Source organism: Mucilaginibacter sp. P4_G9 (genome assembly GCF_056400985.1).
In genome coordinates this window covers 1-13,118 of the sequence record NZ_JBFUKF010000136.1, presented here as the reverse complement: position 1 = coordinate 13,118, position 13,118 = coordinate 1, and the positions used below count along the sequence as shown (strand labels likewise).

Annotated in this window: 11 protein-coding genes; 8 read left to right on the top strand and 3 right to left on the bottom strand. The window is 41.8% G+C overall.

What is annotated here, in order from left to right:
- The 3 genes from porL to porN form a co-directional block, all read left to right on the top strand.
- The coding region (gene porL / locus AC1DPZ_RS13305; RefSeq protein WP_477404070.1) for a type IX secretion system motor protein PorL/GldL at positions 1 to 419 on the top strand (419 nt) is incomplete at its 5' end.
- Between the two features lie 38 nt (positions 420 to 457).
- Complete coding sequence (gene porM / locus AC1DPZ_RS13300) at positions 458 to 1,972, top strand: type IX secretion system motor protein PorM/GldM (protein ID WP_477404068.1); 1,515 nt, start codon at positions 458 to 460, stop codon at positions 1,970 to 1,972.
- Between the two features lie 6 nt (positions 1,973 to 1,978).
- Positions 1,979 to 2,959 (top strand): type IX secretion system ring subunit PorN/GldN, encoded by a 981-nt coding sequence (gene porN / locus AC1DPZ_RS13295; RefSeq protein WP_477404066.1) that lies wholly within the window; start codon positions 1,979 to 1,981, stop codon positions 2,957 to 2,959.
- A gap of 225 nt (positions 2,960 to 3,184) precedes the next feature.
- Here the strand turns inward: porN and uvrC are convergent, their stop codons facing one another.
- The 3 genes from uvrC to porW all read right to left on the bottom strand — a co-directional run bounded on the left by uvrC (position 3,185) and on the right by porW (position 10,431).
- On the bottom strand, positions 3,185 to 4,996 hold the full coding sequence (gene uvrC, locus AC1DPZ_RS13290; protein ID WP_477404064.1) for an excinuclease ABC subunit UvrC: 1,812 nt from the start codon (positions 4,994 to 4,996) through the stop codon (positions 3,185 to 3,187).
- Positions 4,997 to 5,225: 229 nt separating this feature from the next.
- Positions 5,226 to 7,478, bottom strand: a complete 2,253-nt coding sequence (locus AC1DPZ_RS13285; RefSeq protein ID WP_477404062.1) for a transglycosylase domain-containing protein — start codon at positions 7,476 to 7,478, stop codon at positions 5,226 to 5,228.
- A 1-nt stretch (position 7,479) separates the two neighbouring features.
- The gene (porW, locus tag AC1DPZ_RS13280) at positions 7,480 to 10,431 is read right to left on the bottom strand and encodes a type IX secretion system periplasmic lipoprotein PorW/SprE (protein ID WP_477404060.1); all 2,952 of its coding nucleotides are present in this window, start codon (positions 10,429 to 10,431) and stop codon (positions 7,480 to 7,482) included.
- Between the two features lie 80 nt (positions 10,432 to 10,511).
- Here porW and AC1DPZ_RS13275 point away from each other — a divergent pair, with 80 nt between their 5' ends.
- From AC1DPZ_RS13275 to atpF, 5 genes are all read left to right on the top strand, one after another.
- Positions 10,512 to 10,745 (top strand): AtpZ/AtpI family protein, encoded by a 234-nt coding sequence (locus AC1DPZ_RS13275; RefSeq protein WP_477404058.1) that lies wholly within the window; start codon positions 10,512 to 10,514, stop codon positions 10,743 to 10,745.
- A complete protein-coding gene (locus AC1DPZ_RS13270; protein ID WP_477404056.1) occupies positions 10,742 to 11,128 on the top strand; it encodes a hypothetical protein in 387 nt (128 codons plus the stop codon). The genes AC1DPZ_RS13275 and AC1DPZ_RS13270 overlap by 4 nt, the downstream gene beginning before the upstream one ends.
- Before the next feature lie 32 nt (positions 11,129 to 11,160).
- The gene (atpB, locus tag AC1DPZ_RS13265) at positions 11,161 to 12,231 is read left to right on the top strand and encodes a F0F1 ATP synthase subunit A (protein WP_477404054.1); all 1,071 of its coding nucleotides are present in this window, start codon (positions 11,161 to 11,163) and stop codon (positions 12,229 to 12,231) included.
- 98 nt (positions 12,232 to 12,329) lie between these two features.
- On the top strand, positions 12,330 to 12,530 hold the full coding sequence (atpE, locus tag AC1DPZ_RS13260; protein WP_477404072.1) for an ATP synthase F0 subunit C: 201 nt from the start codon (positions 12,330 to 12,332) through the stop codon (positions 12,528 to 12,530).
- Between the two features lie 110 nt (positions 12,531 to 12,640).
- Positions 12,641 to 13,118 (top strand): F0F1 ATP synthase subunit B (gene atpF / locus AC1DPZ_RS13255; protein ID WP_477404052.1); only part of this gene is annotated, 478 nt, incomplete at its 3' end.

The window sequence follows — 13,118 nt, the reverse complement described above, 5'->3', positions numbered from 1 at the left end:
TATCAAGAGTTACCGATGCAGGCGAAGCTACAATTGCTTTTACCAGTAAAATAAAGGCAGCTACTGCAAGTTATGAAAATTTAAGCGTTTCGTTTGACAAGGCATCAGCTAATTTATCCGAGCTGGCTAACTCAAATGTTGACGCAAAAGCATACCATGAGCAAATCAATAAGCTTGCTAAAAACCTGGGGTCATTAAATGCTGTTTATGAACTGGAATTACAGGATTCAAGTGCACATTTAAAATCAATGAACAAGTTTTACCAAAACCTGTCTTTAACCATGAATAATTTTAACGAATCGTTAGATGATTCAAAACAGTTTAAAGATGAGGTTGGCCGTTTAGCTAAAAACCTTGGAGCGTTAAATGCTATATATGGTAATATGCTTACTGCTATGAACCAGCCACGTGTTAATTAATAATTAATAGATTTTTTACAAGCTAAGATTTATAATACATGGCCGGAGGTAAGGAAACCCCAAGACAGCGGATGATAGGTATTCTATACCTGGTGCTTTTAGGCTTAATTGCCCTGAATGTGCCTGAAAATTTGCTGGATGCTTTTAAAAATATTACCAGGAGTTTGGATGCATCAACAAAAAATGTAAACTCAAGCCTGCAAGCTACTTATAGTGCCTTTGATGCTAAAATAAAAGCCCAGCCCGACAAAGCTAAATATCTGAACTCGGCTAAAGAGGCAACTAAGATGGCCGGTGATCTGAACGGTTACATTGAAGAACTGAAAGCCGAATTGATAAAAGAAGGGGGAGGCATTAATCCCGAGATTGATGATRTTACTGCCAGAGACAATTTAGATATATCATCAGAAGTGATGATAAACGGGAAAAAAGCTGACGTTTTAAAAGAAAAAATTGAGGCAACAAGAGCCAAATTAATGCAATTGCTGGGCAAGGATAGTGCAGGCGTTAATTTTTCTTTGAATGCTAATAACCCGCCAGGGCGTCCTGGGGTGCAAAAGAAAACATGGCAAAATGCCTACTTTGGTGAAGGTATTCCATTAGGGGCTACTTTAACTACACTGGCAAAAATACAGGCGGATACCAAGAATGCCGAGAACGAGGTTGTGAAAAAATTATATAGTAAAGTAGACCAGGCAGAAGTTACCCTGAATGCGTTTAAAGCAGTTGCGGTAGCGCCAAGCAGCTATGTTTTGGCCGGCCAGCAATACAAAGCAGACATTTATTTAACTGCTTATGATTCGCATTCAGATCCAACCATCACTATTGGTGGCTCAAGGATACCAACAACCAATGGTGTAGGTACCTATACGGTAACAGCGGGCGGTGAAGGCTTGCATACCGTAACCGGTGTATTATCAGTTAAATCTGTTGATGGAGGTGCGCCTAAAACATATCCTGTTTCTGCAACTTATATGGTTGCAAAACCATCCGCGGTAGTATCCCCCGATAAAATGAACGTATTGTATATAGGTGTGCCTAACCCGGTTACAGTATCTGCCCCGGGTGTGCCTACTGCAAGTATAGGTGCAAACATAAGTGGTGGTTCACTTAGTGGTTCAGGCGGGCATTATATTGCTTCGGTAAGCTCGATAGGTAGGGCCCGTATTACAGTTACCGGAGAAAAAGGTATGGTATTAGGTACAACGGAGTTTCGTATTAAACGGATCCCCGATCCTAAGCCACAGTTTGCCGGCAAAAGTGGCGGTAATACCAGTTCTGCCAATATCCGTGCACAGGACAGGTTGTTTGCCCAGTTAGATGGTTTTGACTTTGATGCTAAATTTAACGTAACGCATTTTACCCTGTTGGTTGTAAAACCGCGCCAGGATGCTATTATATATTCGGGAAGCGGAGGTGAACTTACGGGTGCTATGCGTTCAGCTTTAAATACTGTAACTCCCGGAACTACTGTTATATTTAAGGATATTGTTGCAGTAGGACCCGATAGGTCACCACGATCACTTGATCCAATTGTATTATCCGCAAATTAAACGCGTATGAAAAAGAGAATTTTGGTAGTTGTACTTTGTTTTGCCTGTGTTGCTTCTTACGGGCAAACAAAAAAACGTGCGAAACGCKCTCCGGCAAAAAAACCGGTAACTACACAGCCGGTAAAGCTGCAGCCCAATAGTGTGGTAAGTCAGGCGGCACCACCGCCGGTTGATACAACCAAAAAAACGCCAATGAAACCTTTTGAAAGGCCGCTTGATGGTTATTTCAAGAAAAATAACATTTTGAGTGCCAGGGTAACACCTTACCCTAATCTTCGCGAAAGTGATGTCGCTTTTGCAAAAAGGGTATGGCGTGAAATTGATGTTCGTGATAAAATGAATACTTATCTGGCATCGCCCAAACGCCGTTTGATAGATGTTTTACTGGATGCTATAGCCGCCGGTGAATTAACTGCATATGATCCAACTCCAGGTAAGAAGGATGACCCTAACGGCGATAGCTTTATGACGCCACTAAATTCTGGCCAGGCTCGCGGACGCCTATCATCTGATAGCAGCGTGGTTGAAAAACGGGATAAGGATAATAACGTAATATCATCAACAATGGTAGCGGGTGAATTTAACCCGGATAGTGTTGTCAAGTTCCGTATTAAAGAAGACTGGGTTTTTGACAGGCAGCGCTCTATATTTGAGCCACGCATTATTGGTATTGCCCCGCTCATTAAACCCAAAGGGGTAGGTATTGCCGGGGATCTGGTTGATTATCAGCCTGCTTTTTGGATCTATTTCCCTGAAGCACGCCCTATACTTGCAACCAAAGAAGTGGTGAGCCGTAACAACGATGCAACTGGCTTAAGCTTTGATGATGTTTTTATGAAACGCATATTTGCGAGTTACATTGTTAAGGAAAGTAACGATAAAGACGAACGTATTAAAGATTATGCTCAAGGTATAGATAAGCTTTATGAATCGGAGCGGGTAAAGAAAACACTGATGGATTGGGAACTTAACCTTTGGCAATACTAATATTTAAGTCAAAATTCAAAATTAAAAAGTCAAAACTAATATGGTTTTGACTTTTTTGCAATTAAACCTTTTGTCATGCTGAACGCAGTGAAGCAATCTATTATTCGCTATGCTTCGTCACCCTGTACAGTCCGCGAATAGATCCTTCACTCCGTTCAGGATGACAAATTTTTTTAAAACGTCATTCGCCCTTCAGAGTTCCCTTCAACGAAGTTAATCTGCACATCAATTCTCCTTTTCCTCTCTGTTAAAATACCCCAATATAGCTTTCGCCTGTTTTAAATTGACCACCTCAAGCAATAATTCTTCGTTGGCATCGCGGATCTTTTTAACGGATTTGAAGTATTTGAGGAGCTTTTCGGCAGTGGTTTTGCCAATGCCGTCTATCAATTCTAATTCGGTAGCCAGGGTTCCCTTATCACGGATTTTACGGTGGAAGGTGATGCCAAAGCGGTGTGCCTCATCGCGCAGGTGCTGGATCACTTTAAGCGTTTCTGATTTTTTATCCAGGTACATGGGGTACTGGTCATTGGGGTAGTATAATTCCTCCAATCTTTTTGCAATACCTATAACCGTTACCTGCTTATCAATACCCAGTAGTTTTAAACTGTGCATGGCCGATGATAGCTGACCCTTACCGCCATCAATAATGATGAGTTGGGGTAGTTCTGTGCCTTCATCAAGCATGCGCCTGTAGCGGCGGTGTACGGCCTCTTCCATAGTAGCAAAATCATTAGGGCCTTCTACTGTTTTTACATGGAAGTGGCGGTAATCCTTTTTAAATGGCTTTCCATCCCTGAATACCACAATTGCCGATACCGGGTATTTACCCTGGAAATTTGAGTTATCAAAGCACTCTATATGGCGGGGCAGCTGGTTCATGCGCAGATCTTTCATCATTTGTGTTAGCAAACGTTCGGTGCGGATCTCGGGGTTCAGTTTTTCGTACTGATCTATCTTTTCCTTCTTAAAGAATTGAACATTTTTTTGCGACAGATCAAGCAGTTTCTTTTTTTCGCCCAGTTTGGGTACGGTAAACTTAATGGACGATTCTTGCAGGTCGATATCAAATGGCACAATTACCTCTTTCGAGTTACTGTTATAGCGGCTCCTAAACTCTATAATGGCCAGCGTTAATAGTTCTTCATCGCTTTCATCCAGCCGTTTTTTAAGCTCGATGGTTTGGGTTTGGATAATGGTGCCATTCATCACCTTTAAGTAGTTCACAAAGGCAAGTTTTTCTTCGGATGCGATGTTGAATACATCCACATCGGTAATAGATGAATTTACGATAGTTGATTTACTTTGGTAGTTTTCCAGTAAATCAAACTTGCGTTTAAGACGATGGGCCAGCTCGTAATTATATTCGGCAACGGCTGCTTCCATTTCGCCTTTAAGGCGGCGTAATATTGCCCCGATCTTGCCGTTCAGTATATCCGTTATCTCTCCTATACTGTTGTCGTAATCATCTTCCGTCTGGTAGTTTTGGCAGGGGCCTTTGCAGTTGCCCAACTGATATTCTAAACACACCTTAAACTTTCCTTTGTCGATATTTTCGCGGGTAAGCGCCAGGTTGCAGGTACGCAGTGGATATGTTTCCTTAATCAGCCCCAGGATATTATGCATCATGCTGATGGATGCATAGGGCCCCAGGTATTTCGATCCATCCTTAACAATACGCCTGGTCCAGAAGATGCGGGGAAAGCTTTCGTTTTTGATAATGATCCAGGGATAAGTTTTATCATCCTTAAGCATTACATTATACCGCGGTTGGTGCTTTTTGATCAGGCTGTTTTCCAGCAGCCAGGCATCCACCTCGGTATCAACTATGGTAAACGTTATACCGCGTATTTTAGATACCAGTACCTTTGTTTTGGCATTTATGTGAGCATCCTTATTAAAATATGATCCTACGCGGTTGCGCAGATCCTTAGCCTTACCAATATAGATCAGTTCTTTCTCACTATCCCAGTATTGGTAAATCCCCGGTTTATGAGGTATGTTTTTTAATGCTTCCCTGTGATCGAATTTTTCCATTGCCGTTCATTGGTTCATTGGTTCATTAGTTCATTGGTCTGCTTTGAGATCCTGAACAATTGACGATACGCTAATGGTGTACTAATTCTTTGATCTGCTTTATACGCAGCGGTTTTACCAATGAATTTTAAATATGCATTTAGTTTGACATGGATAGATTGAAGTTTTTCAAACAGTATATTGAATTCATTTTCAATGAACTAATAGACCAATCAACCAATGAACAATCTTAAAAATCTAACTTTTTATCCACCTCATTAGTCCCTTGTTGCTGCTGTGTATACTGGCCGCAATCAAGAATGATGCTTACACCGGTTTTGGGAGCATCGAAATCAACGGTTTTTTTAATGCCCAGTGCGGCGTTGGCGTATACCTTTTTCATATACATGGCAAATATAGGTAATGCGCTGTTGGCCCCCTCGCCCAACCTGGTAGACTGGAATGCGATGTCTCTGTCTTCGCAGCCTGTCCATAAGCCGGTTACCAGTTGCGGGGTTATACCAATGAACCAGCCATCGGAGTTGCCGTTGGTGGTACCAGTTTTGCCGCCGATGGGGTTGCGCAGGCCATATTTATAGCTCAGCCTTGAGCCCGTTCCATCTTCAATTACGCCTTTCAGCATATAGGTCATTACGTAAGCGGTTTGCGGGTTCATGGCCTGTACTACTTTTGGGGTATGGGAATATAGCACGTTACCGTTTTTATCTTCGATGCGTAATATATAGGTAGGCTCGGTCCACAAACCGTGATTAGCAAATACCGAATAAGCTGCCGTCATTTCAAATACCGATGCATCAAACGTACCCAGGCATATAGAAGGGTAGGCAGGTACAGCGCTGGTAATGCCCATTTTTTTAATCAGCTCTACCACAGGTTCCGGTTTCACCTCGCTCATTACGTGGGCTGTTACCCAGTTTTGTGAGTGGGCCAACGCCTGGCGCAGGGTAATAAAACCTGGTAAAGTTTCTGAAGGCGATGAGCGTGGGCACCATGGATCGCCATAACCCCGTATCGTATCCGGCACGTTATTTATTTTCATACAGGGCGAATATCCATTATCAATAGCTACCGCGTAGGTAAACGGCTTGGCGGTTGAACCCACCTGCCTTGTGCCGTTTTTTACCTGGTCGTACTTAAAGTGCTCAAAATTGGTACCACCCACCCAGGCTTTAACATAGCCGGTTGTTGGGTCCATACTCATGAGGGCGTTACGCAGCAACATTTTACAGTACACAATCGAATCGATAGGTTTCATCAGTGTATCGATATCGCCATGCCATGTAAACAGGTTCAGTGTATCTTTAGTGTTGAAATTGGTTTTAATTTCATCATCACTCAAGCCTTCCATTTTCAGCTGCTTGTACCGGTCGCTTTTCAACATCCCCTGGTTAACGAGGAATTTATAGTTGTGAATGCTTCTTGACAGATTTTTCCCGCGCCAGTGATCATTAAACTGCACCTGCAGGTTCTTCATGTATTCCTGCTGCGATTCTTCGGCATATTGCTGCATTGTAGCGTCAATGGTGGTATATATCTTCAAGCCGTCGCGGTCAAGGTCATAAGGAGTACCATCGGGCCGGTTAATATTTTGATCTTTAAAGATCTTCTGGATCTCTTTTTTCAATACCGACCTGAAATATGGTGCAGGTCCGTCAAAATGATTATTCTGGTGAAAGTTTAACCCCAATGGCTTCTTTTTAAACTCATCTGCCTGGCCATTGCTCAGGTAACCCTGCTCTTCCATCCGGTTAAGAACCAGGTTACGGCGTCTAAGCGCATTTTGCGGGTGCCTTATAGGCGAGTAGATGCCCGGACCGTTTACCATACCTATTAACAGGGCAGCCTGATCTGGCGTTAGTTTATCAGGTGTGGTATTAAAATAGGTACGTGCTGCCGATTTGATGCCATAGGTGTTGTACGCGCCAAAGTCAACCGTGTTAAGATACATGGTTAGGATCTCCTGCTTGGTATAATGGCGTTCCAGTTTAACAGCTGTTACCCATTCCTGCATTTTTTGAATCACACGTTTAAACGGATTGGCAGCCCTTTCGCTGAAAAGATTAAGCGCCAATTGCTGTGTAATAGTGCTGCCACCTTGTTTTTGCCCAATAAGCAGGTGTAGGAATATAGTAAAGCTCCGCCCGAAATCTATCCCCGAGTGATCGTAAAAGCGCTTATCTTCGGTTGCTACCAGGGCGTTAACTACATTTGGCGAAAGACCGGCAAATGTAACGTTTGAGCGGTTTTGGATATAATAGGTGCCTAAAATTTGCTTATCTGATGATATTACTTCTGATGCCTGGTTACTTTTAGGATTTTCCAGATCGCGGAATGGAGGCAACTGGCCAAATACGTCAAAAACGGTAAGCGTTATCATTATAATTACAAATACAAAAGCGGCAATTACAGCGCGCCATATGTACCAGTTATACCGTCTTATATCCTGTGGGGTAAGCGCAGGTTTTTTGTTATAGGTTCTCATTTCAATAATATTTTTGATAGTAATCAATATAACTATCTAACGTTTTTTGGTCGGCTAATTTATCCAGATTTTCCTTGGTAATGATAAAAAAACTGTATTTATCCTTTGGCACCTTCATAATATCGGGCATCAGCGGGATAATTCCCCGCGCATATTTTTTCACATCCTCAAGACTATAAAAACGACCAACAAATATCAGCTGATCATCGGCCCCAATAGGTTTTAAATCATGCTTAATGGTACTGCCCGAAAACCTGGTACGGTTAAACTGCCCTATACCAAAACGCGATGAAGCGAGGTTAGTTGTACCACTGCTAACATTTACCACAAAATAATAATTGCTGCTATCTCGCATGGAGAATATGTAGTTTACCGGGACCGGGGGTTTTATTATTGGTGCCTGCGCAGCTTGTTGCTGAGGCTGTTGGGCTAGTGATGTTACCGGCGGTTGATCGACCGGTTTATTAAACGAATCCGCAGGCGGCGGCGTAATTGCCGCTGTTTCCTTTGGTTTGGTTTGTTCGGCAGGTTTGGGTATTTCAACAGGTGCAGTTGGTTTTGCCTGAGCCACTATGGGCGGGGTTGCTTTTGGTTCCTGCCTTACCTGTGCTATCTGTGCCTGGGGCGATGGATGATAATCTGGCCGGTATTCTGTTTGCTTTTGATAGGCTACCGGTGGGGTAAAAGGTATTTCGTTTATATCATCACCTGTCAGCACTACCGTACGGCTTTCCATTTCGGTTTTGTTGGCATCAATATAAGCCAGGTGCTGATTTGCAAGTGGGGTTACCAGCTTATCATCGGGATATTTTGCTGTTATCTGCTGTAGATCGGTCATAAAAGGGGTTAGCTTTTCCTGGTGACCGGCAGCAATGGTTCTTAAATATGATAGTTGGGCTGCAAAACGGTTGTCGGGATATTTGGTCAGCAAATCATTTGCCTGTGTAACAACGGCAGCATATTTTTTTTGTGCGTACAGCTCATATACACTATTGTAAAGCCCATTAAATTCGGCATTTGCATCATCAAGGTGTTTACTGTATTCGGGATCAAGTATCACTCTGGCAAATACGCTTTCAGAAAACTCCTTCAGTATCCTGTTCTTGTATGCTTCAGACCGGGAGGCATCAATATCGGCATATAGCCGGTACAAATTGTAATATACAGCTGCTTTATCCGCGCTGTTGGTGAAACGGGCCAGCAAAGCTTCATATGTAGCAATGGCTTCCTTTTTATCGCCCAAAATATCGCGGTAAAAATTGGCCATATCCATGTAAGCATTATAAACACGAAAGTTCGACCGGTTAAGAAGGTCAGTTGTTAAGGGCAGGTTTTTAATGATGTCCTGCCGGTAGCTTCCTGCATCGCCCCTGGCAGCATTGGCTGCTTCCTGTGCCGACGGTGCAAAAGGATCAGTATCCTGTACAGAAGTTGTTCCGTTTACATTGGCAGCAATATTACTGTTTGATCGTTTACTGCGGCGCCAGTTATCTTCCAGCTTGCGGTTGCCCCATTGCCTTTTAAAATCATTGGTACCAAGGCTTAAGGCCGTGGGGTTATAAAAATAAAATATGCTGCCCCCGCTTTTGCTGGCCTGCTGGTTATTTAAATTATTGGTGTTCCTGCTGTTTTCAAATTGGCCGTTATTACTTGTAACCGTTTCTTTAGTTACTTTATCCTGTAATATTTTACGGGTAACCATGGCATCAATGCGGGCGGTACGGGTTTGCTCGTCCAAAGCGGCCAGCATTTGCAGGGTATCCTCGCGAGATATGGTTTGCAGTAAGCCGGTTAAAATTTGTAGGTTATTGGCTTTTTTGCGGATAATCTGGTAGCCGGGGTAGGTGGGGGCAAGGTAGGTGAGTGTGCTATCGTAATATAATTTAGCTTCGGCATAATCAGCTTTGTTTTTAAAGTTTATGTCGGCAATGCGCAGATAAGAGAGACCTTTTTGATTTTGATTTTTGAGGCTGCTGCGTACCGATAGTTTGTAGTTTTTCAGGGCGCCGTCAATATCACCGGCAATGTATAGCTGCTGGGCAACCTGGTAATAAATCTGATCGGTAAACTCCTTGTTGTTTTGGTTTTTAAGCAATTTACGCAGACGCTCAATTTTATTTTGTTTAATACCGTTCTCATTATCCTGTATGCGGATGCGGTTAAGGTTGGCATTAAAAGCCATCTCGAACGAGGCGTTACTTTTAACAATACTGGTATAATTAACTATAGCTTCCTGTGGTTTTTGGTTGAGTTCCTGTAGCTGGGCCAAAATAAATGTCCAGCGGAGTTTAAGATTRCCATCATGACAAAGCTTAAGTGCTGTTTTGGCGCTTTCTTCGGCGGCCGGGTAGTCTTCGGTATTAATGTTGTATTGTAGTTGGGCGGCGTAAATGCCGGCAGGAATGTTTTTTTTAGGGTTGATGTTTTGTATGGCGGAATCAATAGTGATTTTTGCCTGGGTTGGATTATTGAGGTATAACAAGGCGCGTCCCTTCCATATCAAAGCCTCCTGTTTTAATTCAATCTGCTTGCCATATGATAAAATAACGTAGTTAAAATATTCTACGGCATCAAAATAGTTGCCTTCTAAAAAACGCGCTTTGCCCATAACCAGGTAGGCATTGCCAAGGTAATGGCTTTGCTCTTTTATATTAATGATCTTATTGGCTTTGCTGACGGCCAGTTCCAGGTCTTTATCGGGAGTGCCGCTTTGGGCAGTGGTATCGGGGTAAACGTTCAGCAGTTCGTTGTATGAATCAACAAAGCCTGCGGCATAGCTTTCCTGCTTAATACGCAGTAATTCATTGGCATTAAACAGTATGTTATAATGAGCCGTAAGGTTTTGCATATTGCGGTTGAAGCCGCTTTTCTTTTCGAGCGAGCACCCTGCTAAAATAATAATCAGCGCAAGTATTATAAGTTTGTACGGTTTGGATAGGGAAAATATGCTCACGCGCCTCAATATATGGTCATGGTTGTAAAAAGCATTGCTAAAATACTAAAGATTATACAATAGGTTTAATAAATTTGCGCATGGCCCAAAATGAACCAGATAATAATAATGATAATGGTGGCAAACAGGTAAGTAACTATGCTAAATTTAGCGGGATGGCTTTCCAGATGATTGCCGTTATTGGTGTTTTTGCTTTTGCCGGGTATAAAATAGACCAGGCTGCAAACCATCAAACTAAATGGGTAACTGCAATATTGTCACTTGTAGGGGTATTCATTTCATTGTACATCGTCATCAGATCCGTAAAAAGTTGAAACTGCTTCCTACCGTATTATCATTTCTTTTATTTATTGTTATCATTTCGGTACCGCCGCTGGTTTTAAGTTATGCCGGCTATGCAAATTTGTTAACACCAAAGTTTTGGCTGGTATTTTTATTCATTGCCGGGCTTACCTTTTTAACCGTTATTTCCATTGTAATTATAGGACAAATTAACCATGAATTGTATGCACAGGCCTTTTTGGCGGCTACGACGGTTAAAATATTGGCCTGCTTATTTTTTGTAGCAATATTCCTTACAAAAAACAGCGTAAACCGGTATGTTTTCGCGGGCAATTTTTTTTACATATATTTCTTAAATATGGCCTTTGAAATTTATGGTTTGTTACGTAACTTGCGCAACCAAAAATTAAGGTAGAAAACTTCATTTAGATGTATAACAGCTCGATTTTGAACTCAAAAATATTTAAAACATTCCTGATTTCCGCACTTTTTTTGTTGTTAGGTGTAATGCCAACACTGTCATTTTCGCAGGAAAATGCTAAAAAAGAAGAGTCAAAACCCTTTGATCCGAAGGAAATAGTATTTGAACACATCGGCGATTCGCATTCCTGGCCAGTAGCAATACCATTGTTAGGCGAGCATTTTATTTCGTTGCCGGTAATATTGTATACTGATAAGGGACTGGAGGTTTTTTTATCGGGTAAATTATTAAAGGAAGAAGGTAGCGAGGAGTCGCCTGTTTATAAAGGCGCACATTACAGCTACAAGCTTGAAGGTAACAAGATTGAAGCTGTAAATGAAGCCGGTGAAGTAGATAAAGCTGCCAAAGTTTATGATTTTTCAATCACCCGCAATGTTGCCAGTATGTGGATGGGGATGATCATTTTGCTCATCGTATTTTTAAGTGTTACATCGGGCTATAAAAAACGTGCTGGTAAAGCGCCAAAGGGCATCCAGGCATTGTTAGAACCGGTTATCCTGTTTGTAAGGGATGAAGTGGCTATACCAAACATTGGTGTAAAGTATGTTAAATACATGCCTTTGCTGCTAACCATATTCTTCTTTATATTAATAAACAACCTGTTGGGTTTGGTTCCCATGTTTCCGGGTGGCTTCAACCTAACYGGTAATATAGCGGTAACTATGGTGTTATCGGTAATTGTATTAATCGTTATTAATTTTAGCGGTAACAAATACTACTGGAAGCATATTTTTACACCGGATATTCCGCTGTGGTTATACCCTATCATGGTTCCGGTAGAAATTATTGGTATTATCTCAAAGCCTTTCGCGTTAATGATTCGTTTGTTTGCAAACATTACCGCGGGTCACATTATCGTGTTGAGTTTAATATCATTGATATTTATCTTTAAAACCGCATGGATGTCAACAGTATCTGTTCCGTTTGTGGTATTTATGGATACTATTGAGTTGCTTGTGGCTTTTCTGCAAGCCTTTATTTTCACGATGCTTACATCCCTGTTTATAGGTATGGCTGTTGAGGAGCATCACCATTAATCTGAATTAATTATAATTATATATACACGTTAAATTATCAAACAATGATTGGAATGATTGGAACCATTGGTACGGTTGTAGCTCAGGCAGCTACAGGAATACATGGAAGCCTTGGTGCAGTTGGTGCTGGCTTAGCTGTTATCGGCGCTGGTATTGGTATCGGTTCTATTGGCGGTAAAGCCGTTGAAGGTATTGCCCGTCAGCCAGAGGCTGCCTCAAAAATTCAAACTAACATGATCATCGCTGCAGCCCTTGTTGAAGGTGTTGCTTTGTTTGCCGTGGTAGTAGCTTTGCTCTAATTATTATTAGGCAAAAAAGAAAAAAAACAACCCGGAACGATTGGTTTCGGGCTTGTTTTTAATCCCATTAAAAAAAAGAAATATACTCAAAGTAATTACTATACACACTTATGGATTTAGTTACACCCGCATTAGGTTTAGTTTTCTGGACAACAATATCTTTCGGGATCCTGTTATTTATATTAGGGAAATACGCCTGGAAACCTATCTTAGGCGCGCTTAGCGATCGTGAACGTTTTATTGAAGATGCACTTTCAAAAGCTGAAGCAGCTAAAGAAGAAATGGCCCGTTTAACTAACGAAAACGAATCGTTATTAAAACAAGCCCGTGCCGAGCGCGACCAGATACTTAATGATGCCCGTAAAGTTAAAGAGCAAATGATTGCTGATGCTAAAGAACTTGCTCATAAAGAAGGCGCACGCATGATTGAACTTGCCCGCGTGGAAATTAACAACCAGAAAGCTATCGCGATGGCCGATKTTAAAAACCAGGTTGCTACCCTATCATTAGATATTGCCGAGAAAATATTACGCAGGCAATTTGAAGATCAGCAAAAACAAGATGCTCTGGTAAGCCAATTATTAAAAG